The 23,974-nt window shown below is 65.4% G+C and carries 27 protein-coding genes and 1 pseudogene; 14 read left to right on the top strand and 14 right to left on the bottom strand.

Going from position 1 to position 23,974, the window contains the following annotated elements:
- Positions 1–35: 35 nt before the first annotated feature.
- The 4 genes from AOT83_RS12040 to AOT83_RS12025 are packed head-to-tail and all read left to right on the top strand — an operon-like array spanning position 36 to position 5,102.
- Positions 36–1,232: an ImmA/IrrE family metallo-endopeptidase gene (locus AOT83_RS12040; protein ID WP_052621568.1), complete on the top strand. Its 1,197-nt coding sequence runs from the start codon at positions 36–38 to the stop codon at positions 1,230–1,232.
- Positions 1,233–1,254: 22 nt separating this feature from the next.
- Positions 1,255–2,463, top strand: coding sequence for a tyrosine-type recombinase/integrase (locus AOT83_RS12035; RefSeq protein ID WP_052621569.1), 1,209 nt, complete (start codon positions 1,255–1,257; stop codon positions 2,461–2,463).
- Entirely contained in the window at positions 2,450–4,681 is a 2,232-nt protein-coding gene (locus AOT83_RS12030; protein WP_052621570.1) for a tyrosine-type recombinase/integrase, read from the top strand. Before AOT83_RS12035 ends, AOT83_RS12030 begins: the two co-directional genes overlap by 14 nt.
- A complete protein-coding gene (locus AOT83_RS12025) occupies positions 4,674–5,102 on the top strand; it encodes a hypothetical protein (RefSeq protein ID WP_057964516.1) in 429 nt (142 codons plus the stop codon). The genes AOT83_RS12030 and AOT83_RS12025 overlap by 8 nt, the downstream gene beginning before the upstream one ends.
- A gap of 429 nt (positions 5,103–5,531) precedes the next feature.
- Here AOT83_RS12025 and AOT83_RS26830 read toward each other — a convergent pair.
- The 7 genes and pseudogenes from AOT83_RS26830 to AOT83_RS11995 form a co-directional block, all read right to left on the bottom strand.
- Positions 5,532–5,669 (bottom strand): annotated as a pseudogene (locus AOT83_RS26830) (XRE family transcriptional regulator); the annotation flags it as partial.
- A 67-nt stretch (positions 5,670–5,736) separates the two neighbouring features.
- Positions 5,737–6,681, bottom strand: a complete 945-nt coding sequence (locus AOT83_RS12015; RefSeq protein WP_052621573.1) for a M56 family metallopeptidase — start codon at positions 6,679–6,681, stop codon at positions 5,737–5,739.
- Entirely contained in the window at positions 6,678–7,058 is a 381-nt protein-coding gene (locus AOT83_RS12010; protein WP_052621591.1) for a BlaI/MecI/CopY family transcriptional regulator, read from the bottom strand. Before AOT83_RS12010 ends, AOT83_RS12015 begins: the two co-directional genes overlap by 4 nt.
- Before the next feature lie 76 nt (positions 7,059–7,134).
- On the bottom strand, positions 7,135–7,305 hold the full coding sequence (locus tag AOT83_RS27855) for a hypothetical protein (protein ID WP_165385144.1): 171 nt from the start codon (positions 7,303–7,305) through the stop codon (positions 7,135–7,137).
- 103 nt (positions 7,306–7,408) lie between these two features.
- Positions 7,409–7,996: an MPT63 family protein gene (locus AOT83_RS12005; RefSeq protein ID WP_078313689.1), complete on the bottom strand. Its 588-nt coding sequence runs from the start codon at positions 7,994–7,996 to the stop codon at positions 7,409–7,411.
- Positions 7,997–8,737: 741 nt separating this feature from the next.
- A complete protein-coding gene (locus tag AOT83_RS12000) occupies positions 8,738–10,720 on the bottom strand; it encodes a heavy metal translocating P-type ATPase (RefSeq protein ID WP_052621575.1) in 1,983 nt (660 codons plus the stop codon).
- On the bottom strand, positions 10,717–11,094 hold the full coding sequence (locus AOT83_RS11995; protein WP_052621576.1) for a metalloregulator ArsR/SmtB family transcription factor: 378 nt from the start codon (positions 11,092–11,094) through the stop codon (positions 10,717–10,719). The genes AOT83_RS12000 and AOT83_RS11995 overlap by 4 nt, the downstream gene beginning before the upstream one ends.
- Positions 11,095–11,484: 390 nt before the next feature.
- On the opposite strand from AOT83_RS11995, the gene AOT83_RS11990 reads away from it, so the two are divergent.
- Positions 11,485–12,216, top strand: a complete 732-nt coding sequence (locus tag AOT83_RS11990; protein WP_074251497.1) for a DUF1275 family protein — start codon at positions 11,485–11,487, stop codon at positions 12,214–12,216.
- Positions 12,217–12,247: 31 nt separating this feature from the next.
- Here AOT83_RS11990 and AOT83_RS11985 read toward each other — a convergent pair whose 3' ends face one another.
- Positions 12,248–13,114: a polysaccharide deacetylase family protein gene (locus AOT83_RS11985; protein ID WP_052621578.1), complete on the bottom strand. Its 867-nt coding sequence runs from the start codon at positions 13,112–13,114 to the stop codon at positions 12,248–12,250.
- A gap of 153 nt (positions 13,115–13,267) precedes the next feature.
- Here AOT83_RS11985 and AOT83_RS11980 point away from each other — a divergent pair, with 153 nt between their 5' ends.
- On the top strand, positions 13,268–13,705 hold the full coding sequence (locus tag AOT83_RS11980; protein ID WP_052621579.1) for a hypothetical protein: 438 nt from the start codon (positions 13,268–13,270) through the stop codon (positions 13,703–13,705).
- A 108-nt stretch (positions 13,706–13,813) separates the two neighbouring features.
- The gene (locus AOT83_RS11975; RefSeq protein ID WP_052621580.1) at positions 13,814–14,149 is read left to right on the top strand and encodes a hypothetical protein; all 336 of its coding nucleotides are present in this window, start codon (positions 13,814–13,816) and stop codon (positions 14,147–14,149) included.
- A 55-nt stretch (positions 14,150–14,204) separates the two neighbouring features.
- Here AOT83_RS11975 and AOT83_RS11970 read toward each other — a convergent pair whose 3' ends face one another.
- Together AOT83_RS11970 and AOT83_RS11965 are read right to left on the bottom strand one after the other, a co-directional pair.
- Positions 14,205–14,837 (bottom strand): DUF1942 domain-containing protein, encoded by a 633-nt coding sequence (locus AOT83_RS11970; protein ID WP_052621581.1) that lies wholly within the window; start codon positions 14,835–14,837, stop codon positions 14,205–14,207.
- A gap of 94 nt (positions 14,838–14,931) precedes the next feature.
- Positions 14,932–16,470 carry a multicopper oxidase family protein gene (locus tag AOT83_RS11965; protein WP_052621582.1) on the bottom strand — a complete coding sequence of 513 codons (1,539 nt, stop codon included), beginning with the start codon at positions 16,468–16,470 and terminating at the stop codon, positions 14,932–14,934.
- Positions 16,471–16,622: 152 nt separating this feature from the next.
- Between AOT83_RS11965 and AOT83_RS11960 the strand changes: the two genes are divergently transcribed.
- The 5 genes from AOT83_RS11960 (at position 16,623) to AOT83_RS11940 (ending at position 19,150) form a co-directional block, all read left to right on the top strand.
- Entirely contained in the window at positions 16,623–17,057 is a 435-nt protein-coding gene (locus AOT83_RS11960) for a hypothetical protein (protein WP_052621583.1), read from the top strand.
- A 118-nt stretch (positions 17,058–17,175) separates the two neighbouring features.
- Entirely contained in the window at positions 17,176–17,517 is a 342-nt protein-coding gene (locus tag AOT83_RS11955) for a hypothetical protein (protein WP_052621592.1), read from the top strand.
- Positions 17,511–17,909 (top strand): antibiotic biosynthesis monooxygenase, encoded by a 399-nt coding sequence (locus tag AOT83_RS28165; protein WP_052621584.1) that lies wholly within the window; start codon positions 17,511–17,513, stop codon positions 17,907–17,909. Before AOT83_RS11955 ends, AOT83_RS28165 begins: the two co-directional genes overlap by 7 nt.
- Before the next feature lie 65 nt (positions 17,910–17,974).
- Entirely contained in the window at positions 17,975–18,391 is a 417-nt protein-coding gene (locus AOT83_RS11945; RefSeq protein ID WP_307785851.1) for a hypothetical protein, read from the top strand.
- A 153-nt stretch (positions 18,392–18,544) separates the two neighbouring features.
- Entirely contained in the window at positions 18,545–19,150 is a 606-nt protein-coding gene (locus AOT83_RS11940; RefSeq protein ID WP_052621585.1) for a carbonic anhydrase, read from the top strand.
- Positions 19,151–19,203: 53 nt separating this feature from the next.
- Here AOT83_RS11940 and AOT83_RS11935 read toward each other — a convergent pair whose 3' ends face one another.
- The 3 genes from AOT83_RS11935 to AOT83_RS11920 all read right to left on the bottom strand — a co-directional run bounded on the left by AOT83_RS11935 (position 19,204) and on the right by AOT83_RS11920 (position 21,815).
- Positions 19,204–19,473: a hypothetical protein gene (locus AOT83_RS11935; protein ID WP_165385148.1), complete on the bottom strand. Its 270-nt coding sequence runs from the start codon at positions 19,471–19,473 to the stop codon at positions 19,204–19,206.
- Between the two features lie 427 nt (positions 19,474–19,900).
- Positions 19,901–20,767: an alpha/beta hydrolase gene (locus tag AOT83_RS11930; protein ID WP_052621587.1), complete on the bottom strand. Its 867-nt coding sequence runs from the start codon at positions 20,765–20,767 to the stop codon at positions 19,901–19,903.
- 790 nt (positions 20,768–21,557) lie between these two features.
- A complete protein-coding gene (locus AOT83_RS11920) occupies positions 21,558–21,815 on the bottom strand; it encodes a helix-turn-helix transcriptional regulator (protein WP_052621588.1) in 258 nt (85 codons plus the stop codon).
- A 62-nt stretch (positions 21,816–21,877) separates the two neighbouring features.
- Here AOT83_RS11920 and AOT83_RS11915 point away from each other — a divergent pair, with 62 nt between their 5' ends.
- On the top strand, positions 21,878–22,564 hold the full coding sequence (locus tag AOT83_RS11915) for a hypothetical protein (protein WP_052621589.1): 687 nt from the start codon (positions 21,878–21,880) through the stop codon (positions 22,562–22,564).
- 242 nt (positions 22,565–22,806) lie between these two features.
- On the opposite strand, the gene cwsA is transcribed toward AOT83_RS11915, so the two are convergent.
- On the bottom strand, positions 22,807–23,211 hold the full coding sequence (cwsA, locus tag AOT83_RS11910; protein ID WP_030098135.1) for a cell wall synthesis protein CwsA: 405 nt from the start codon (positions 23,209–23,211) through the stop codon (positions 22,807–22,809).
- Positions 23,212–23,327: 116 nt separating this feature from the next.
- Here cwsA and AOT83_RS11905 point away from each other — a divergent pair, with 116 nt between their 5' ends.
- The gene (locus tag AOT83_RS11905; RefSeq protein WP_109394919.1) at positions 23,328–23,864 is read left to right on the top strand and encodes a peptidylprolyl isomerase; all 537 of its coding nucleotides are present in this window, start codon (positions 23,328–23,330) and stop codon (positions 23,862–23,864) included.
- Positions 23,865–23,974 lie beyond the last annotated feature (110 nt).

The raw sequence follows: 23,974 nt of genomic DNA, 5'->3' as shown, positions 1-23,974 counted from the left end.
AGCGTTGTCGGTAGTGGTGTTGAATCGGGATCGCGATGACGAAGACGATTGAAATTTATGGGCTGCGGGCCCGCCAGGCCCGTTTGATGCGGCGGTTAACAGCAAAGTCGGTGATGGACGCGGTGGGCTGGTCCGGGGCTCGTTTGTCACGGCTGGAGCGAGCCGACACGACGTGCCTGTCCGAGGACGAACTGCGGTCGCTAACTGAGGTTTTGCGTTTTCCGGCAAGGTTTTTCACGGCGACCCCGGTGTGTCTGGTCGAGCCTGACCAGTTGTTGTTCCGCACACCCAAGTCCACTACCGAGACCGAGAAGAATCGGATGGCGCAGTTCATCGCGTTGTCGGGCGATTTTTTGTTGGAGCTCGATACTCGGCACAAGTTGCCGCCGGTGCGGATCTCGGCGGCTCCTGATCGTGACCCGATCGCCGCCGCGCGGCACGCTCGCCAATGCTTGGGGGTCGAACCTGATGCACCGATCAGCGATCTGACCCATCTGTTGGAGCGCGGCGGGATCCCCGTGGTGATGAGACACGAGCGTTTCGGCGCCAAGACACCCGAAGATAATTCTCGGGGACGGCTAGAAAAACACCTGGGATGCTCGACGTGGGTGGGCGAGTTCCAGGAACGACCGCTGATTGTGTTGCGGGAGCTGGATTCTTGGGAGCGGACCCGGTGGACGCTGGCGCACGAGTTGGGGCATTTGGTGCTGCACACCGATGCCGCGGAGCTGACCGACGAGCATGAAGACCAAGCGTCTCGGTTCGCCTCGGAATTCTTGGCGCCGTTTGCGGTGGCATCGAAAGCGGTGAAGAACGTGCCGTCGTTGCTGAACTTGATTCCGGTGAAACAGAAATGGGGTATCTCCATCGGGGCGCTGCTACCTCATTTCTATGATCGCGGAGCCTTGGATGAGGACCGTTACGAAATGCTGCGCACCCAGCTGTACACGCGGATCAACGCCGACACCGGGTTCACGTGGGGCAGAACAGAGCCCGGATGGGATGAGCGACTCCCGGAGCGTCCACGATTGATGAGTAAGTGGATTGAATTCGCCTACGGGGTCAGCTCTCCCGAGGCTCTGGCCGCCCACCAGGTCATTTGGCCGCTGGATGTGCTTCATGAATTCCTGGTCGGACAGCGCTACGCCGCCGCACCGGTCAAGCCGCCGCCGGCCCGCGTGATGCGCAGTGGTGTTGCAGATTTCGCCGCCTACCGGCAGCGTCGAGCCTGACACCGTGGGCAGGTGATCATCGGTGGCGCGAGTGCAGCGGATAGTGTCGCCCGAGGATGGCAGCTGCTCCTACACGGTCGTGGGCGCCGACTATCTGCCCATCGCGCCGGTCGCGGAGTATCTGCAGTTCCTGCGTGATGATCAGGCCTCCCCGAACACTGTGCGCGGCTATGCGGCAGGACTGGCCACCTGGTGGGATGTGTTGGAGGCCACAGACACCGCCTGGACCGACATCTCGACGGCGATGTTCGGACAGTTCCTGACCTACCTGCGCACCGGGGACCTGCCGGGCACCGCCCGCATCGGCGCGCCCGGGGTGTGGCTGGCCCCTTCCTCGGTGCAACAGCGGGCCGCCGCAGTGCTGGCGTTCTACCGCTATCACGCCCACGCTCACCACCTCGATGGCCCATATCAGCGGCTTTACGGCACCCTGGGCAAGCGTGGACGGTCCCGCTACATTCCCCTGCTGGCCGGAGTCGGACGCCGCGCACCCCAGCCACGGCCGATCTACCGCACCAAAACCGGGAACATCTGCCGCACACCGGTTCTGCTGCCCACCCAAGTGGGCACCATCATCGAGGCGTGCGCTACCCAGGACACCGACGGCGCCTGGTCGGGCTCCCCGTCAGCGCTGCGGGACCGGCTGCTGTTCGCCACACTGGCCGAGACGGGAATGCGCCTTGGTGAAGCATTATCGCTTCGGCACAACGATATTCATATCGGCGCCGGCGGCACCCCATGGATCGAGGTGGTGCCCCGTCAAGACCATCCCCACGGAGTGCGGGTCAAAGGCGGCGCCCGCCGCATCTACATCGGGGACGATCTGGAAGCGCTGTACTCGGCGTACGTGTGGCAGCTCGTCGACGTCGGCGCCGACGAACTCGTGGAGAACCTGAACACCCATTTCGTGTTCGTCAACCTCGCCGGCGGTCCACTGTTCGCACCGCTGCGACCAGAATCGGTGTACACCAAGGTCCGCTCGATCACCAAGGGTGCCCGCGGTGTCCTACCGCAGCAGTGGTCGCCGCATTGGCTGCGTCACACCCACGCCACCGCGTTGCTGTTGTCGGGGGTACCGCCACATGTGGTGATGCGCCGCCTGGGTCATCAAGACATGCAAACCACGCTCTCAACGTACGGCTGGGTGACCGAGGACGCCGAGATGCGCACGCTGGCGCAGTGGAAGAGCTTCGCGGCCGGGTGGAAAGGGCTACATGATGACCCCACTTAACCGATCCGGGCCCCGTCGGGGCGCAGGACCGTCCGCACCAGCGGCCTGGGAGCAGCAATGGGCCCAAGTGCCCGAGCAGTGGCGCACACCGGCATACCGGATCGATGCGGCACCGGCCTGCGAGGTATTCACACCGAACAAGTACTACCGGCCCCGCGCTGACGGAGAACCCTACGACTTCACCCCGCCCGGGCCGCCCCGCTTCGCCCACGAGCTGGCCTGGTGGGTGTACACCTGCTGGCGAGAAGGGCTGTGCCGCATCGATCCTGGCGACCTCAACTGGCTGCTGCGGACCCTGCCGTCAGCAATCGCCGACTATCAGCACGGCCACGGGCACCCCCCGGAAAGCCTGCTCGATCTTGACGCCGCCGAGATCATCCGGCACGGGGTGCTGCTGTTTGAACGCCGCAACGGGCGTCTGCCCACCCCGGGGTATCGCCGCAATTTTCAGTACACCGTCGACAAGCTATATGTGCTGCTCTCGGTGCGCTGCGGCGGTGCGCCCTGGTGGTCCCATGATCTATGGGATCTGCGCATCGATCCGCGCATCCCCCAGCGCGAACACGAACCCCGCCACGATCAAGTGCTCAAACTCGCTGGCATTCAACCTAACTGGCTGCGCGAGGGGCTGCGATTCTGGATGCGCACCGCGCTGACTCATCAACTGTTCACCTGGACAACAGCCATCTCTCGCAGCGGCAACCTGGGTCGACAACTGGGCACCTTCTGCGTCACCAAGGCGCTGGCCGACGACCCGCTGATCGCCGACGACCCCGACACCCTGCGCCAGATGTTCCTGGGCTTCCTGAACTATCTGCGCAGCCCGCACGCCTCCGCCAAACCCGGCGGGCTCACCGACTACATGGTCGCCGAGATCCAATACGAGGTGCAGTCCTTCTACACGTTCATGTACGACCACGCCGCCGACGCTGCCGCCGGCACCGGCAATGAACGCTGGAAAGACATCACCACCGCCCACACCCGGCTATGGTCGCCAACATACGCGCCCCGCAAAACTAAGCGCCACCGCGAATTGACCTGGTACAGCACCGCCGATCTGCAAAGGATGCTGGCCTACCTGGACGTACTAGGCGCCGACAGATCCCGGCGAGTGGTACTCACCCACCCTGACGGGGCCATCTCGGTAGTGCCTGGTCTGGGCGATCCGCAAGCGGCACGCGCCTGGCTGCTGCAGGCGATGACCGGGCGGCGGGCCTCGGAAATCCTGATGCTCGATCATGATCCGCTCACCGCGATCCCGGGCCGTGAACTCCCCGCGCAGGGCGACACCGATACGTTCGTGGCGCGGCTGCGCTACCAGCAGACCAAAGTCGAGGGCGTCGACCCCACTATCTTGGTCGAACAAGCGGTCGTGGAGGTCATCGCCGAACAGCAGCGCTGGCTTGCTCAGCAGTACCCCGGCGTGCGCTCCAAATACCTGTTCGTGGGAATGCTGCATCAACATCAGGGACAGCGGGCACGGCCCTACAGCTCCTACCTGAACTCGCTGCAAAAACTCGACAAGGTCCACCGGTTAACCGATCCAGCAGGAAACCCGTTGCGGTTCTCCCAAACTCACCGGCTGCGACACACCCGCGCCACCGAACTGCTCAACGACGGTGTCCCGTTACATGTGGTGCAGCGCTACCTGGGCCACAAGAGCCCGGAGATGACCGCCCGCTACGCCGCCACCCTGGCAGCCACAGCTGAAGCAGAATTCTTGAAACACAAGAAGATCGGCGCTCACGGCGCCGACATCGCGATCAGCCCCGCCGACATCTATGAAATGACCCAGCTGGCCAAACGCACCGACCGCATCTTGCCCAACGGGGTATGCCTGCTGCCGCCGCTGAAGTCCTGCGACAAAGGCAACGCCTGCCTGTCATGCGGCCATTTCGCGACCGATGCCACCCATCTGGACGAGCTGCGCGAGCAGCGCGCAGCCACCGCGGCACTACTCGATGCCCGCCGCGCCCAAGTGGCCGCCCGCACCGGCCGCGAGCTCGCCGACTCCAACGTGTGGGTCGCCGAGCGGCTGCGCGAAATCACCTCCCTGGACGCCATCATCACCCGCCTGACCGACCACTCCCTCCCGACATCTGCGGCAGTCAGCGGACCGGCGACCGCCACACGGATTCCATTGCTGCCCATCGCAACCCGTGGCGCTCACGAATCGGCACTCGATCACGCCCAGCGCCGCAGGAGCACCCATGACTGAACCCCAACCGGGCCTGGACGGGCTGCTCCGGCACGCCAAAGCACGCTCCGCCGATGCCCGTGCCCGCATCGACAAAGCGATCCGTGACCTGCGCCGCCAGCACGTACCGATCAACATCAACGCCGTAGCCCGCGCCGCCGGGGTCACCCGCAAAACCATCTACCGCAACCCTGAGCAGCTGGCCCGTATCCGCGCCCACAACCCCCTTCGCACCGCCGCCACACCGGCCTCCGGCGCCCCCGCCGGGGCGATGCCCACGAGCATCGTGGCCGGGCTGCGCCGCGAACTGAGCACCCAGCGCAACCAACACCGGGCCCAAATCACCGACCTACACGCACAACTCAAAGAGAAGGACGCCGCCCTCGCGGCAGCCCACGGCGAGATCGCACGGCTCACAGCGCAACTGCACCTCGGCAGTTAGCGCTTCGGCTTGTCGATCTCTGCCCGTACCGTGCACACATGGCGACCGTGCACGTGCACAAACTAAGCACCGGGCAGAGCCCGTCTGCATCGTCCATCACCACGTGCGCAGGTGGACCCACACGATTCCCGGCATCCTCCAAGAGGACAAAACCTACGACCGCTGGCCGCTCGAACCCGGCATGCAAGCCCAAATCCACGGCCAGCAAGGCGATCTCGCGACCGAGATTCATATCGAAGCCAGTGACAGCATCCACATTATTCGCCCCCGACCCAACCCATACCGGTACCCAGCGCGTTAGTGCCTGACCGCAACCAATCTGCCAGGGACCGCCATCGCAGAACAAATCTGCTGCACGATTCGCGCTACGACGTCGCCCGGGACATCACTGCTCATCGAACAACGCCGCTACCGGCACGCCGAGAGCTTCCCCGATGTCAACGCCAAAGACTCCTGCGTCAAACCACGCTCAATCCGCAGCGCCCGGATACGGCCCCCGACGACACGACGAGTGCGCTCCCACTCCGCCACACGGTCGGGATCGTTCTGGGCAGGGCGTGTAGGCACGCACCCCAGTTATGGCCGTTTTCGGCCTGTCCGGGTTTGGTTTTGGTGTCGGCGCTTGTTGGGTCTGTTAGGGCATGCAGGTGAGTGTGCCGGTGGCGGCCAGGGCGATGGTGATCAGTGGGCCGGTGGCGATGGTGAGCACGGCGGCGGTGAGCATCGCGTGGGTGCGGGCTTGTGTTGTGAATGCTGGTGGGGTCAGGAGTCTTTGGGCGCGGCTAAGGACCGCGACGTTGGCGGCGCCGAGCGCTGGTGCCGGTGTTGTGTCGGCGAGGTCAAGGAGCCCGGACAGGAGTGCGGTGCGGCCGTGGTGGTGGGCGGCGGCATCGTCGGCGCACATTTCCAGCAGCTTGGGTACTTCGATGGCGCCGGCGGTGATGAGTCGTACGAGTGGGAGCGTTGTCGCCAGGGCTCTTAGCGCGGTGACGATTTGGGGGTGATGCCCGGCGAGGTGGGCCCGTTCATGGGCCAGGACAGCTGCTATTTGTTCGGCGTCAAGGGCATTGAGTGCGGCGGTGGTGAGCACGATCGTGGCGGGGCGGCCCGCGACGCAGTAGGCGGCAGGCTCGGTAGCGTCCATGACCACCACGTCGTGTTCGGTGCCGCGGCGCCCGACGATGCGCACGGCCTGCGCGTGTTCATGGGCGGCGTCGCGTAAATGAATAAGCGCCCGGATAAGACGCACGCTGACGACGCCGACGGCTCCGGCCGCCGAGGCTGCGATGACCAGTATCCCGAGCTGTGCGGCGATACCTGCCTGGCCGGTGACAACCTCGTGCAGCCGGGCAGTACAAGCGGCCAGCACTACCATCGGGGAATTCCAGTGGCGCACAACATTGATAACGATGAGCACGGCAGCCACCACCCAGCTGGCCAGCACACTAGCGATCGCGCTCACCCACACCGTGACCCCGAGACGGGGAGCATGCCCCGAACGAGTCAGCCTCGACAAAAGCGGCGGGGCGAACACCACGACCACAGTGCTGTAGAGCAGCAGACAGACCGCGATGCTCACGTGGCGCGATTGCGTTTGGCGGGGCGCCGCAACATCGCGCGCAGCCGCTCTGATTCTTGCGGACCGATCTGTGCCAGGAAATGCGTGAGCACCAGATCAGGTTTGCCGCCCGCATCCAGGGCCTGGCTCATCAGTCGGGCGCTGTGCTGCTCGCGGGTCAGAGCGGCCCAATAGCGGTAGGCCTTGCCGTCACGCTCGCGCTGCAGCCAGCCCTTGGTGTGCAGGTTATCCATCGTCGACATCACCGTGGTGTAGGCGATATCGCGGTCGGCGGCAAGCTCATCAAACACCTCCCGCACCGTCGTGGTGTCCGCACCGCGGTCCCACACGCGATCCATCACGACAGTTTCGAGCTCACCGAAGCCTCGACTACGCACATCCATCTCCCTGTCTGCCCCGTGCACTGCAACGTTCCGCACGGCCACGTTCTGCACGTTGTTACTGTCTACGTACCTACATAGTAGGACGCTGGGCTTTGAGCTGTGCGATCTCCGCACGCAAGGCTTGCAGCTCTTGGGACTGCCCGGTCTGCGTGTCGTCGCGATTGCGCATCATCATCCACATCATCGCGCCCATGCCGACCGGGCACGCCAGCACCGCCAACAGGGGCAGAACATCGGCCATCTCAGCACCTCCTTGCTTCTGCGATCACGCGTGTGGTCCTGCCCGGCAGTCGATGCGAGGTCGCTGACTTTGTTTCATTTCCGATGGATTGATGGCTGCCGGGCTATGCCATATCCGCGCAGCACGCGCAGTCGCCAGATTCCTTGGCGGCTGCCATGTCATCACAGCAGTCGCCGGACTTGGACTTCATCTGGGTTTTCATCGTGGCCATCATCGACTTCATGGCCGCCTCATCGCACCACATCAGCTCCGGCATCGCGCCGTTCTGGTAGACCACCATGGCCGGTGCACCGCCGGTGACATCGAAGTACACCTTGCCCGTAGAACTCTGCCCCTCAGCGAGGGTGGCCCCGGAAAGCCCTGCCGGGCTGGCCAGCTGCCACAGCGTCCGATAGTGCTCTTCGGAGCCCGAAACAGCCGCGAGATTCGGAATGACCGGGGTCACCGTGCCCGAGACTGCATGCACCGATGCCGTTGCTTCCCACAGCTGACCGGCGACCGGGTAACCCGGGGCGCCGTCGGCGCTCTTGTGTAACCCGGTGATCGTCCACTCCTGCACCACGGCGCCGCCGGCATCGCTCAGGCGCTGATGCGACCCCATCTGGTGGGGACAATCCTTCTTGGCCGCATTCGCCAACGGCACACCAACAAGCACCATCAAAAGGGCTGCCGCGCCAGCCACCATGATCATCCGTAATGCACGCACTTACGTACTCCATTCTGTTGCAAGAGAACTCATTTCCAACCACTAACCAGACACATCGACAGCGGAAACCACATGGCATGTGATCTACTATCTACGTACCTAGATAGTAGATCACAGGCGCGGGTGCGGCATCCCACACCGCGCAACGCTCGGCCAACGTAGTCCGGACATAGGCGGAAAAGGGGCACAACCAGATACGGCAGATCGCTGCAGTGCTCGTGGGGGCACCGTTGGCACAGACACTGACGGCGCCTCGCCAGGTATAGGGGCGCCCAGATACCCACCATCAGTTATGCCGCATTGGCTACGTCAATGGGTTCTGCCTGGGCGGTGTCAGTTGGCCCTGCCTGGGGTGCAGAAGCCGTGCGTATTGAGCGAAGCTAGATGTATGCATGTGGAACTTCTCACGAGCCTGGGGTGTCCGAATGCGTCGGCGGCTCGGCGCTTGCTCGGTGACTGTCTATCTGAGATCGGTATCGCTGAAGATGTGGTGGTTGAAAGGGTCGGTGGATATCCATCGCCGACGGTGCTCGTTGATGGTGTGGATGTCATGAAGCCGGGCACTGAGTTGGGAGCTGATGCGTGCCGATTGGACCTTCCAACCAGGGACCGCGTACTGGCGGCGCTTCTGAGTGCGAGGCGGTTGACGTGATCGGTGTGGGGGCCTACCCGCTGCTCGGCCGACGCCTCGTCACGGGTGCGACGTGATCTTGTTGCGCCCCGAGTTCAGCTGGCTGCTGTGGTTTTCTGGTTGCGGGGTGTGGGCCAGCCGGTAGGAATCGGTTCCGGTTTCGATGATGTGTCCCCGATTGCTTTGGTGCGGGCGGCGCGGACGCCGTTGGCGATGACCACGATTTCGGCGAGTTCGTGGATGGCGACGACGGCGGCTAGACCCAGGAGCCCGGTGAGGGCCAGTGGGATGAGCACGCTGATCAGGGCCAGGGACAGGCCGATGTTTTGCAGCATGATGGATCGGGCGCGGCGGGCGTGGCGGAATGCTTGGGTGAGGTGGCGCAGGTCTTCGCCCATGAGGGCCACGTCGGCGGTTTCGATGGCCACATCGGTGCCCATGGCGCCCATCGCGATACCGAGGTCGGCAGTGGCCAGGGCGGGGGCGTCGTTGACGCCGTCGCCGACCATCGCGGTCGGGTTGTGTTGGCGCAATTGACTGATCAGGTGGGCTTTGTCTTCGGGCCGCAGGTCCGCGTGCACGGTATCGATACCGGCCTGGCGGGCCAACGCGGCCGCGGTGGCGGCGTTGTCGCCGGTGAGCATGACGATCTCATACCCGTCGCGGCGCAGCGTCTGGACCACTTCACGTGCCTCGGGGCGCAGTTCGTCGCGTACCGCGATCGCCCCGATCAGGGCGCCGTCCTCTTCGATGAGGACCGCTGTCGCGCCGCCGGCTTGCATGGCGGCCACCTGGGCGGCCAACGGGCCGGCGTCGAGCCAGCCGGGGCGCCCCAACCGCAGATGGCGCCCGCCCAGGTCGCCGGTGAGCCCGGCGCCGGTGACAGCTTGAACATTGTCGGCCGGTACCACGGCGTCGGCGGCGGCCAGGATCGCGGCAGCCAGCGGGTGTTCGCTGCGGGCTTCCAAAGCTGCTGCAGCGGCCAGGACTTGGGCGGCGGTGGCGGCGCCGACGGTGGCGACCTCGATGACGGCCGGCTTGTTGGCGGTCAGGGTGCCGGTCTTGTCCAGGGCCACGGTGCGCACCGCGCCGAGGGCTTCTAGGGCGGCGCCGCCCTTGACCAGGACCCCGAGTTTGGAGGCGGCACCGATCGCGGCCACCACGGTCACCGGAACGGAGATCGCCAGCGCGCACGGGGATGCGGCCACCAGCACCACCAGGGCCCGTTCAATCCACACCAGCGGATCCCCGAAGATGCTGCCCACGACGGCGATAGCGGCGCCGGCGATCATGACGGCCGGTACCAGGGGTTTGGCGATCCGGTCGGCCAGGCGCTCGCTGGCGCCCTTGCGGGATTGTTCGGCCTCCACGATCGCCACGATGCGGGCCAACGAGTTGTCCGCGGCGGTACTGGTGACCTCGATATGCAGCACTCCGGTGCCGTTGATCGACCCGGCGAACACCTCAGCGCCCGGGCCCGCCTCCACCGGCACCGATTCGCCGGTGATCGCCGAAGTGTCTAGGGCGCTGCGGCCCTGCCGGATCACACCATCGGTGGCCAGGCGTTCCCCGGGACGCACCACCATCATGTCGCCGACCTGCAGATCCGTTGGGGCGATGACGGTTTCGGTGCCGCCCCGGATGACGGTGGCCTCATCGGGCACCAACGACAACAAGGCCCGCAGACCGCGGCGGGTCCGCGCCAGCGAATACTCCTCCAGACCCTCACTGATGGAGAACAAAAACGCCAGCATCGCGGCCTCGCCGACCTCACCGAGCAGCACCGCACCGATCGCGGCGATCGTCATCAAGGTGCCCACACCGATCTTGCCCTTGAGTAGACGACGCAGTGTGGACGGCACGAACGTGTAGGCGCCGATCGCCAAAGCCAGCCCGTACAAACCTATTTCGACCGGGCGCGGCCCACCGGACCAGCCAGTGATGTACCCAGCCGCCAGCATCACGCCCGTAACCGCCGCCGCACGCAGCTCCCTGATCTCCCACAGCCGTTCGGGTTCGTGCTCGGCCTGGCCGCCGGGGCGGTCCTCATCAGAGCCGCAGCCACACGCATCGCTCATCGCGCCACCTTCTTCGCATTGCCAGGGTGGCCGTAGTTCGGGCACAACGCCACCGCACTGCCCGTGGCGGCCAGCAGCGCTTCAGCGGCCGCGAACACCGCCAGCACCTCCGGACGCGCCAACCGATACACCGAGGAGCGGCCCTGCGGCCGGTAATCGACCAGACCGCAATCACGCAGGCACCCCAGATGCGCCGACACCGTCGACTGCGCCAAACCCAACTCGATGGTCAGATCCACCACCCGGGCCTCACCGGCAGCCAACCGCTGCAAGATCGCCAGCCGCGTCCCATCCGAAAGGCTATGGAACAACGCCGTCGCCGCCTCCACATCGACCACCTGCCGCAGGCCTTCGGCAGGCCCTATCATCGCCATTCGACGATGATAGCGCCAAATATGGTTGCTCGGTCAAGTCGAGATGGCCGGACGGTTCAGCACCACCGGACCCTTTACACCTCATCGGTAACCATCACTACACGCGAAGGGCCACGAACATGGCACGCGACTGGACCCGCAACCGACTGAAGTTCTTTATTGCCGGGCCGCTGTTCGAGGCGGGCGACCGATTCATTCCACGTCACACGCACAACCGCCTGGCCCAGCTGGTCGCCGACCACCACCGGGCCGTGCCTCGTCAACTCACGATCCGTTTAGGTGGAACGGAGCGCGGCGACCCAATCATGGAAACACCTCTACAGATAACACTGTCACCCACCAGAAAACGCCGGTTCGCGACCCATGTAGGAAACAGTCGGAAACACCCCAATCACCCCTACAGATAAGGCTGCGGTGGCCGGCTATGTCAATTCGGTGGCGCTGCTGGTGTGGGTGTTTCCAGTGGGCAATCTGACCGCGCTGACCACCCGGGTGGGTATGCATGCCAGCAATCCGCTGCTGGATTCGGGCCGCATGATCGCGGTGATCGTGGCCGGCTTCGTTACAGGTGTCATCGCCGCCGGTGTGGTGCTGGCCCCAACGCAAGCCCACACCGGCCCGCGCCCGGCCGCAGTGCTGGTGGCCGAGGCGGCGCTGCTGGTGGCGGCCGCGGGAATCGAGCACCCGCTGATCAGGGCACCGCTGGCCGCCGCTGCATGCGGATTGCAGAACGGGATGACGTCGGGATTTCCGTCGATGGCCGTGCGGACCACACATTTCACCGGGACGCTTACCGATCTGGGGCTGCTGCTGGCCCGCAGCTACCACCACGGAGTGGACCGGTGGCGGGCCGCGATCCTTACTGCCACCGTGGCGGCCTTCATCGCCGGTGCGGCCGTAGGAGTGATCATTGGGGCACGCATCGGCGATCACGCGCTGATCCCAGCCGCCGCAATCTGTGCCGCGCTGGCCGCCGCCAACCTGCACCACCACCACCGCGGCCGGCCGCGCCGGGCGGCGTCAGCCAGCCAACACGGCGAACCCGAGAACACCGGCGAGGACACCGGCGCGGACACCTTGGTGGCGCCCGGAGGCGCCAGCGGCCGCAGCGAGCAGCCATGAGGACTGCCGAATCAGCTGGTTCACGCCCCAATCACTGGGGCCCGCCGGGGTTTTGGCCTGCGATGTCGGTGATCGGCAAATTGGGTGCTGGTTTGGGTGAGGGCGTGGCCGGCAAGGCAGGGATCTGCGCGGGCGGAATGTCGTGAATGTCGTTGACAGGCGGGCCGTTTTCACGGCCACCGTAACTGGTGCCGGGAGCGCGGTCGCCGAGCAGGTGGCTGACGGTGACCATGTGGTAGCCATTGGCAATCAGCACCGGCAGGAACTGGTAGACGATATCGACGGTGCTCGAGTAGGTGTCGTGCAGCAGCACCACCGAACCGGGCTTGATCTGGGTTTTGAGCATATACACGGTGGCGGCGGTATCAGCGTCATTGATCCAGTCGAACGGTATGACATCCCACAAGATTTCGGCCAAATGCTGCCGGCCCGCTTCGGCGCGCACCGCCGCATCCGAAACCCCGCCGGCCGGCCGATACAGATGCGGGGCGATCCCGGTAGCCGCCGCGATTGCCCCGACACCTTTGCTCAGCTGAGCGCCGATATCGGCGGCTGGGACGGTGGCCATGTTGGGATGCTCCCAGGTGTGGTTAGCCACTTCCATTCCCGCCGCCACGATGCGCCGGGCCGCCGCAGGATCAGCGGCGACCTTGTTACCGATCAGGAAAAACGTGGCCTTGGCGCCGCGATCGGTCAGCACCTGCACCAGCCGGTCGGTAAACGGCGTGGGGCCATCGTCGAACGTCAGGGCCACACATTTGTAGCGGGCGCAGTCCACCGTGTCCGGGCCCAGCAACAACCGATGGCGCACCCCGATGCCGACCACCCCGGCCGCAGCCACCAGCACCACCGCGACCACCGCTACCTGAAACCGCAGCGACGAGAGCACCGCACCCACAGATCTACCTCCTGCACCCAATCGGCCAGCGCCGGCCGCTGCGCCGCAGCCCTGCCATACCCGCGGGGGCATCCTTGCACGCGTTCCTGGACATCGTCTGTACACCCGCCAATATGCCAGTACCCGGTAGGGGTTATGGCTAGGATGGGGTGCATGCGGATGCGCCCGCGCCGGGGGTATCGCCGCCAACGGGGTGCGGCAGCGTTGGTGCTCATTGCCGCCGTGGCGGTGAGCGCGGCTCTGGGGTGCCTCACTGGTGCGCCGCGTTCCTGGTCAACTGCGGACTCTGCCGCGACCGCTCATGTTGTCGCAGGCCTTGTCAGCGAGCAGATTGCGCCGGCGTTTTTGCGTGCGGCGGCTGACCCGGTGGGGGCAGATCTGGATGCGCCGTGCCCGCACGCGCAGCTGACCGCGACGGTGCGTACCGGCGACAACCTGCCTTTGATGGGGGCGCTGCCCACGGTGTTCGGTGCCTTGACCGGCGTAGCTGCGGCAGGTGGGACACCCGTGCGGGGGCCGCCGCCACGGGCCCGTGTGGCCGCCGTTGCCGGCCCGATGTCTTTACATCAGCTCTGCGTTATTCGGCGCTGATCAAACACCTGCCGATGCCTGGCCACTGCGGCCATAAGGCATCGGCTTTCTGGTGTCCTTCGACAGCTCCTGCCGCCTGTGAGCGGCACCCCAACGTAGGGAATTCTCATGGGCAACAAACGTTTTCTTCGCCGCGGCGGGACCGCCGTCATTGCGGCCGTTGCTGCGGCGACCGTGGCCGGCGCCGGTAGCGCATGGGCGGGCCCGGCTGCTCCTAATGCGCTGCAGGTCATCTTGGCTCTGCAGCGTCAAGGCGACAAGGTCATTGTCAACCGCACGGGTGTCAAACCGCTGCAGCTGTGCACCGTGACCTCGGTGCGCGAAGGCCGAGCCGAGTATTGGTGGACCCATCCGCAGGTCGTCGACCCCAACCGGGCCAAACGCGCCAACGGGGTGGGCACGCAGCTGCTGTACCGCACCATGTACGTCGACGTGCAGTGCTGACCCGGCTTACTGCCGCCACCTGCGGCAGCGGGCTCTCAGGATTGCACGAAGTGGGTTAGGCCGCCGCAGGTGTGGGCCCGCAGCACGGGCAGTCGGTGCCGGGTGCGGCGGCGGGCATGTCTTTGCAGCACGGGCAGTCGGCCATCATGGCCTTCATCTTGGCTTTCATCGTCGGGTCCATGGCCTTGTTCGTGGACATACTCATCGCGGGCTCGCAGCACCACATCATCGCCGGTGCACCGCCGCCCGCGGTGTAGACCACCGCCATCGGATCGGGCCCGGTGACATCAAAATATACTGTGCCCGAGGATGATTGGCCCTCTTCGAGGGTGGTGGCGGGTAGGCCTTGATCGGTGGCGACCTGCCAGAGCACCGGGTAGTGCCCGCTCATGGCGTGGGCGGCCAGGTTGGGGATGAGTGGGGTGATGGTGCCGCGATCGGCTCGCACGGTCGCCGAGGCTTCCCACAGCTGGCCGGTCGGGGTGTAGCCGGGCAGGACGTCGGCCGATTTCTTCAGGCCGGTGATGGTCCAATCTTGGATGCCGCCGCCGGCGTCGGCCAGTTGTTGGGCGGCCCCGAAGCGGTGCGGACAGGACCCGGCGGCATGCCCTAGCGGTGGGGCCAGCAGCCCCGCGAGGAAAAACCCGGCCGCGGCCAGGGCCGCTCCGAGGCAACGCAGTGCACCCATGGTGATCTCCTTATGTGTAGTGATGAGTAGTCGATGGCACTTTCTCGCTGATGGACACCGATGGCCGGGCAGCGAAATCTGATGGTGTGCAGTGCTATTGGCGGTAGGAGACGACGGTCATCATTCCGGCTTCGCCGTGATAAATGTTGTGGCAGTGGGTCAGCCACTGGCCCGGGTTGTCCGCATCAAAGTCGACTTCGACTGTTTGCATGGGCGCCACCAGCACGGTGTCTTTGCGAGCGCCATACGCACCGGCCGCGGTCCGCACGGCGAAGGTGTGTCCGTGCAGGTGCATCGGGTGAAACATCATGGAGTTGTTGATATAGCGCAGCCGCACCCGCTGGCCTTCGCGCACCGGCAGCCCTTCAGCGGGGTTGTAGGTTTTTTCGTTGATCGTCCAGGAGTATTTGTCTCCCGGCCCGGCCAGGCGCAAGTCGTAGGAGATGTCGGGCTCGCGGACAGCCAGGGTCACCGCCTCAGTGGCGCTCAGGGAGGCGGTGTCTAGTGCGGTCAGCTTCGGTAGCGCCGCGGCCGCCTGCGCCGCCGAACCGGACACGGGTTTGCCGCCTGAGCGCAGGACCAGCTGGGCGTAGCCGTCCTTGCCGTAAGGGGCCGCCAGCAGCGGCACCGATACCTCACCGATGGTGATGATGGCGTCGATGCGCTCACCCATACCGATCAGCAGCGCCTCGGCTTGCCGTGGTTGCACAGGGAAGCCGTCGGTGTGGGTCACCGTCAGCGCTGTCCCGGGGATCGCGACCCGAAATGCGCTGTCGCCGGCGGCGTTGACGATCCGCAGCCGCACCCGGGTCCCGGGCCGGTAGTCCAGGGTCTGCGGATCGGCGGGCACCCGCCCGTTGATCACGTAGTACGGATAGGTGACATCGCCGCCGTCGGCACCTAGCGGCGCCTGCGCACTGACCCCCATCGAACCCATCGACATCCCCGGCATCTCGCCCATCGAGTGACCCATCCCCGGCATGCCCTTGTCCCGTAGCCCGGCCAGTACTTTGTCGGGGTCGGTGCCGGTGCCATCGATCCAGTCATCGAGTGCCACTATCAGTTCGGTGTCGTAGTCGGCGCGCTCATCGGGGTCTTCCACGATCAGCGGCGCATACAGACCCCGATCCAGCTGGGTGCCCACATGCGGATGAAACCAGTATGTCCCCGGATGGGGCACGGCGAATTCGTAGGTGAACGATCCCGCCGCCGCGATCTGCGGCTGCGTCAGATCCGGCACCCCATCCATGTCGTTGCGCAAGGCGATCCCATGCCAGTGCACCGTGGTGGGCGCCGGCAGCCCGTTGGCCACGGCCACCCGCAACACCTCGCCCTTGCGGGCCCGGATAGTGGGCCCGGGAATCTGGTCGCCGTAACCCCACGTGGACACGGTCGTGCCCGCCAGATCCAGCTGCAGCGGCCGCGCAGCTAGGTTGACCGGGACCAATCGGCCGCCGCCGTCGCGGCGCGCGGCTTCTACCGCGCCCACTCTCGGTGAGGTCGGCCCGACTGGCTGCCCGCTGGGCCCGCGCACCGGCCGGGTGCCGCAGGCGGCCAGCGCCCCGGCCGCCGCCGTGGCTGCACCTAATTGCAAAAACCCGCGCCGACCCCACTGTGATCGCGACACCGCCATGAACCGCTCCCTTCATGCCGTCTGAGCCAGCTGCGGAAAACACATGTCGAATACCGGGTAAGGGTATGCGCATGTCATGTTATGGTGAAGGTGTGTTGCCGTCCATAGGCGAGCTGCAACCTGCCGGGAAACCCTCGGTCAGGCGGCGGGCGATGACCGCCTCCGGTGCCCGAACTCTGCCGGGTGCGTCGTGGCTCGGTGCCCTGATGGTGGCCGCGATGATCGCCTTGGTGCTGCTGGTGCAGTGCGTGGGGGCCGGCCACCACAACACCACGGTGGCCGCGCCGCCGCACCATGCGGTGGCGCCCGGATCGCCGGTGCAGCGCAGCGCGGCCGTGATCGCGCCGCACGACCACCTCTCCGCCCCTGTTGCCGCCGTGTGCGCCGCCGCGGACGTTGTTGTCGCACAGTTGTCGGCGCCTACCGCGGCCCGCGTGCTGTGGATCGCCGCGGTCGCCTCGTTGGCCTGGACGGCGATGATCGCACTGGCCCCGGTATTGATGCGGGGCCCGCCGCCACATACCCGGCCGGCGGTCGTTGCCGCTGGCGCCACTCTCATACATCGCCTCTGCGTGCTGCGTCGCTGATCGCGGCTCGGCCCGGTGTATCGCGCTGCCCTGCGCGGGCTCGGGTCGTTTTTGCCGACCGTCAGCTACTGCTGCGCCCTGTCAGGGCGTGGCCTCGCACGTACAGAGGTTCTTTACCATGAACAACATTTTCCGCGGCCGTGTCACGGGATTGGCCGTGGCCGCTAGTGCCGTAACCGCTGCTGTGACAGTGCTGTTGGCTCCGGCTGCCCATGCCGGGCCCGGTGGTCTCGGGGACGCCGATGATGTCATCAACAGTCTTAAAGCTCAGGGCAACAAGGTTATTGTCACCAAGACCGGCAACAAGCCGATGCCGCAATGTGTGGCCACCCGGGTCCGCAAAGACCTGGACGTCTACGGCGGGACCCCGTCGACGAACTGTCCCAACTGCAATGGGTCATCACGACGAAACCAAGTCGTGCGGCTCTACAGCATCTACCACGTCGACATCCAATGCTAACGGGCGGCCACGGGCCAGCGCCGGTGTATGTCTGTGGTGAGGTCACCGCGACACTGCGCGCCGAGGAAACGGTGTGGGGCCTGCTCAACATGCTGCTGGAACGCACCCGCTATGACCCGGGCAATCTATGCTGCGAGATTTTCCGGGACGCCGGAGACCCTGGCCACTTTCTGATACAGCAAACCTGGAGAACACAGCAGCTATTAGAGCGCCATCTGCGTGCGCCGGCGGTGAGCTGGTGTATCACCGGAATCCAGCAGGTGGCGCACATCCCGCTGCGTCTGACGGTCTGTGATGTGCATCGGGGACACAGCAAGCCGGCGCCGCCACTGCGGTCACGGTCCCACGCACCTGCCGGTATGTGGGCACCATCGCCGGGCTCCTCGTGTTGAGCTGCACCGCCCGCTGGCACACCCCCAACGCATACCGGCTAGGGGTAGCGGCGGCCGGTGATTGCGTGCCGCCCATGGTGATCGGCAGGCCGCGCGCCGGCTGGCCGGTGCTGGTGGCGCTGCTGATCGGTGTACTCGCTGCGCTGCCCGCGGTGACACATTGCCTGCACGGACCGAGCCAGCACGGATCGAGCATCACCTCGGCTGCGGCGACGCAGGTCGGCGCCAACGGCGGGGCCCTGACGCATCGGCGCGCCGATAACGCCAGGCATGCCGCGCTGTGCCACAGCGTTGATGTGCTCGTTGCCACGGTGCGCGCCGACCCCGGGCTGGGACTGTTGGCCGCGGTCGTTGCGGCGATGGCCTCGCACGACGGGGCGCCATTGCGGAACCGTGTCGGGCGAGGTTCGCCCGTGCGTTCTGCCGCCATATCGCGGTCAGGGCGTGTCCTGTTGGCCGATTTGTGCATCATCCGTCGCTGACCGGCCACGTGAAACCTGGCTATGGCTTCGTGGGACATCGGATGTGCAGCACTGTGATCGACCCGGCGGGTTCGGGTGCGTCGCTGCCTCCGAGTGTTTATGGGGCGCCGCCGGGCTTGTTTGCCGATTCGCCAACCTTCCATCCGGCCCGGCATGCCACCGGTGTGCTGTGTGCTGCTTCCCGATTGGGGCACCTTTATGAACTCGTTCCTGGCCACCGACACCACGGCCTACCCTGATGCGCTGTACCTGACCTGCTCGGATTGGCCTGTGGGACCACCGGCCGGTCGCTGCGCACCGCTGTACACAGTCCGCAATGCCGGCAACCTGGTACCCACCGATCCGGCCGAAGGATCCGTGGATGCCGCACTGGATTTCGCCCTTAACCACCTACACGTGCGTTCGGTAGTGGTGTGCGGACATTCGGACTGCGGCGCGATGGGAGCGTTGCTGTCCGAACCGATCGATGCGCCCACCAGCGCGGTGGGCCGCTGGCTCGACAATGCCCGCGACACTCTGGCCGCCTATCACGAGCATCACCTGGCACGCGTGGGCGCCGCAGCCAGCGGCTTTAATCAGGTCGATCAGCTCGCGGTGGTCAACGTCGCGATTCAAAGCCAGCGCCTGGTGCGCCATCCGCTTCTGGCCGCCGCGGCACACTCGGGGCGTTTATGTGTGGCCGGTGCTTTCTACAGCCTCGGTGCCCAGCTCCTGTATGAAGTCACCGCGACCGGTATCCCCGCGCCAGGAGCCCGCTGAACGCCGCAGCGTCTGGCAGGTTGTTGCGCGCAGGGAAACAAAGGTGGCTTGGTCTAGCCCGCGTTGTTTTGGTTCGTGCCGTACGGCACCAGTGGATTGGTGCCGTACGGGACCAGCGGGTTGGCTCCGCCGTAGGTCGGCTGATGTATTCCTTGCGAGTACTGCACTGAGCCCGGGGCCACACACGGGGTCTGCTCGATCGCATTGACGCTTGGCCTGTTCGCATAGCAAACCGGAGGCGGCGGCGGATCTGCGGCCGCGATCGCGGCCGTCGACACGCCGAGGGCACCGGCGAAGCTGAATGCAGCGGCTGCCGCCAACATCGCTATCTTCGTCATCTCGCAACCTCCCTGCCGCACGCCAGGGCAGCACGACCGCTTGCCTTGGAAACGTTGGGGCATATATAAAGTCCAACGAACACAGCGATACATAAGTTCACGGGTAAGACGACTATCAGCAAACTCTCAGCCAAATCTTCTCAGTTTCACATCGGCGCTGCTCGACGAGAGTGATGCGCTGTGGTGCAGCGCGTGCGGCCGACGCTGCGTACCGATGCTGACAGCTAATTCTTTACGGGGCGTCGGGGCCACGCGTGAGGGCTGCGGACGCGCTGATGCTCTGATGTGCAGATGCGGGTCGGGTAGCGGTGTGCCGCCGCGCGGCCCAATGTATGTGCTGCACAAGCGAATTGGACAGCACAATGGTGGGTCGGGATGGCTAGGCTGATGGGTCGCGTGTTCGGCGTGGGCGTTAGGCGGTGGCCGCGATACGCTCAGCGATACGCCGGATTTCCTCGGCCACGAGTTGCGGTTCGGTGAAAACCACGAGGTGCCCGGATTTTTGGGCCAGCACGTGCCGGGCATCAAGACGTTGGGCAGTGCGGCGGTGAGCGGCCAGGAACGCGGCGCGAATCGAGCGGTCCAGTAGCGTGGTCTTGACACCGGAGATCACGGTGACCGGGATGTTCCCCGGAACGGGGCGATGTTGGCGCAGGCTGGCCAACCCGGCCAGAAAGAAGCGCTCCTCTGCCTCGGCGGCCTGCTGAGCACTGATGGTCAAGTCTTCGGCGATCAGGTCGCCGACCACGTCCTCGGGCAGCCCCGAGGCGGCGCGGCGCACCACCCACGCCAGCAGACGCAGCCGGCGCAGCACACCCATGCCCCAGCGGCCGGCCAGCACCAGCTGCCGCAAATGTTTAAGCGATGACCCGCAGCACACATCGAGTTGCTCATCGGAATGATCAACGAGCACCAACCCGGCGATGCCGGACCGCTCGCCAGCGGCGGCCAGCGCGATCGTGCCCCCGTAGCTGTGACCGACCAGGATGTATGGGCCGGCATCAAGAGCTGCCAACAACTCACCCAGATCGCCCGCCAGATGCTCCAAGGTGCGGGGGGCCGGGTCGGGGTCGCTGCGCCCCAGATTGGCCCGGTCATAGACGACTGTCGGGAAATGTTGCGCTACCAGCGGCACCACCAAGCCCCATTCCGAGCGGGAAGCCCCCAAGCCCGACTCGAACACCACTGTGGGCCCCGGACCGCCGCCGGCGCGCATGTAGTGCAATGCCCGTCCATCGGGCAAGCCCAACATCGCGCTTGCACCCAAAGTGTGTGCCATCTGCGCCCCTTCGTATCCCAGCAACGATGCCCGTTACCTTCTGGCGGCGACCATAACCGCACAACATCCCACTATACCCCTACGGGGTATATAAGCGAGATGTGTTCAGCCGCGGATGTTTACCCAGGGGGCGTACGGGTACGGCTGCCTGTGCCCCCACGAACAGGCCTAACCAATGTCCAGAGCGGTTCGGTCCGGGCAAATGCAACCACGAGCAAGGAGGTTCTCGGTCATGTCGGTCACGATGATCAGCGAGGCGAACAAAGCATGCGCGGATGCCTGTAGTGAGTGCGCGCAAGCCTGCCAGGCCTGCGCCTACAACTGTTGTGTCAACGACGCGCAGATGGCCGATTGCGCTCGGCTGTGCCTGGACTGTGCAGCAATCTGTGTCACCTGCCTAACCCTGTTGTCGCGCGGGTCCAGCTGGGTCGGCCCGCTGTGTCGGTTGTGCGCCCAGATCTGCCAGGCCTGCGCCGCCGAATGCGACAAATACGACATGGCGTACTGCCGGGCGTGTGCGGACGCCTGCCGGCAGTGCGCCCAACAGTGCCAGGCGATGGCGCACTGAATAGGGCGTACGTCGTCTGGCTACCGGTGGGTCCACACGGTGTCGACCAATAGCTGGGCCACACTTGATGAGCCGCACATCGAACACCTACGCTTGGGCTCCGCGATACCAGCGCCTAACCCGGGATGGTCAAAGCAGGGGCTGCCAGGGGCCAGAGGTGTTGAGGGCCAAGCTAGTTACAAATATCGCGGATGCTCGACAGTCACATTAAGCCGTGGCGGATCACAGATCGGCAAAGAATGCACCCGCCGACACCGACAGCGCATCGGCGATATCGACCAGACGTTCATAGAGCAGACCGCGGCGACCATGTTCAACGTCAATCAAGACATTGCGGGTCACCCCCGAGGCCAACGCCAGCTGCTCCTGGGTCAGACCCTGCCGCAGGCGTTCCCGACGAATCCGGGCGCCCACCTCGGCGCGGACACGCTCCCACTGGGCGACACGCTCAGGATCGTTCTGGCTGGGGCGGGTGGGCACGCACCTCAGTAATGAGGCGGCCGTACCAAAAGTCTGCCCCACTAGTAGTACATTGCTGGATCGTGTTCGGAACTGACTCTGACTTTGACCACGCCGAGACGGTGTCCTCGTTTGCCTTGGACGTCATCGATGAGCTGCGCATGAAAATGCTCGAATGCCTTCTGGTGCTGCAAACCTTGCCCGAAGAGGCCGACCTCAATTTCGCCGAGTTGGCCAATGACATCCTGGCCGCGCACAGGGCGACCCTGGAGGCCTACCAGGCGGCCAGCATCGTGCACCAGGGCGCCGAACTCGACGAGCGATGGGGCAACGGTCTCTCGCGACCCAAAGCCATCTTCGCCCGGCACAATGCCGCGGTACGGCGCGGGGCGACGAAGGTAACCGCGATGCCTGCGTTATGCGATCGGTTAGAGCGCCACCTGTATCAGCTGCCCCGACCAGACCGGACCCAAACCGTCGCCGGAGCGCGCCCTAAATGCTCGGCCATGGTCAAGAGCACCGGTGAGGATTGCACCAACTCAGCGATCTACCTAGGCTCGGGAATGTTTGGTGCGCACTGCTATTCGCACGCCACCCCCACCGAACGCGAACAGTATCGCGTTCATCACGAACAAAACGATGCCCGTCAAGCCCGCTCCCACGCCGATCTGCGTAACTTGCAGCGTGCTGTGGGCGAGAAGATCGCCGGGCACTGGATCTCCACCCGCGAACAGCGAGCCCAGTGGGTCAACGACATCGTTTTCAACTGAGCCGCTCACAAGTAGCCACTGACGTGCACAGGCGGGGGTGAAATCGCCCGGCCACTGCGTGGGCAGTGATCACGATCGGACGAGTCCTGTCGACACCTTCCTACAGATAACCCAGCCACGACAGCACCATGATGCGTCGTCTCGAAGCCTTCCTGGACATCAAACTCATATATTTACGACCTAGAGATAACGATTCTCCTAGGCTCCACTCAAGTTTCTCGTTCGCGCGACCCGATCCAGCCCTACGGCTGAGGTTGCGAATCCACACTCGGTGCCAGCGGCGACGGTTCGGGCTGTCCTGAGCGCCGCAGCACGCTGAACGCGACGGCGCCCGCACCCAGCAGACCGACGACCGCAAGGCCGGTCAGCGCGCGCGGCAGCTTGCGCTTGCGGGCTCCGCTGACCACCTCGGGCAGGGTGTCCACGACATCGGCGACGGCGTCCTGCACCTCCGACGACACCGCCTTGCCGCGACGCACCAGCTTGCCGGCCACGCCCGCCGCCGATTTCGCCAGCCCGAACCCGAGTCCAGCGGTACCGCGTGAGACGTCGATAGGGGCCAGCGCGGCCTCCTTCAGACCCCGCACGAGCCGCTCCCCGGAGGTCAGCTTGACGGCGGGTTCGGAGGTCTTGGTCAGCAGGCTCATTGTCAGCGGGTCCCTTCGTCGGGCGGTGATCTCCAGAATGACTGGTACTCCAGATTGCCATCTTTGCGCCGCCTATTGGGAAACATCCGCATGAATGTCTTTTCGGCGCGGATAAGGTGGTCGTCGTGACTTCACCAATCCACACACAGACCGCCACCTTGCACACCAATCACGGCGACGTCGTCATCGCGCTCTTCGGCAACCACGCCCCGAAGACCGTCGCCAACTTCGTCGGTCTCGCCGACGGCAGCAAGGACTACTCCACGAAGAACGCCAAGGGCGAGGCCGCCGGCCCGTTCTACGACGGCGCCGTCTTCCACCGCGTCATCGAGGGATTCATGATCCAGGGCGGTGACCCCACCGGCACCGGCCGCGGTGGCCCCGGATACCAGTTCGCCGACGAGTTCCACCCCGAGCTGCAGTTCGACAAGCCGTACCTGCTGGCCATGGCCAACGCAGGACCGGGCACTAACGGCTCACAGTTCTTCATCACCGTCGGCAAGACCCCGCACCTGAACCGTCGCCACACCATCTTCGGTGAGGTCGTGGACCCCGCTTCGCAGAAGGTCGTCGACGCCATCGCCTCCACCTCCGTCGATCGCGGCGATCGTCCCACCGAGGACGTCGTGATCAACTCCATCACCATCAGCTAGCTCTCGATGGCTCATCCCGGACAGGTACCGGTCTACGGGTGCGCTTGGCACCCGGACCGGGCCACCGCGGTGCGCTGCGTGCGCTGCGGGCGCCCCGTGTGTCCGGACTG

Origin of the sequence: Mycobacteroides sp. H001 (genome assembly GCF_001440005.1) — a bacterium.
Taxonomy (GTDB): Bacteria; Actinomycetota; Actinomycetes; order Mycobacteriales; family Mycobacteriaceae; genus Mycobacterium; species Mycobacterium gwanakae.
Note: the sequence above shows the minus strand (reverse complement) of the source record. Positions and strands in the feature narration are given on the sequence as shown.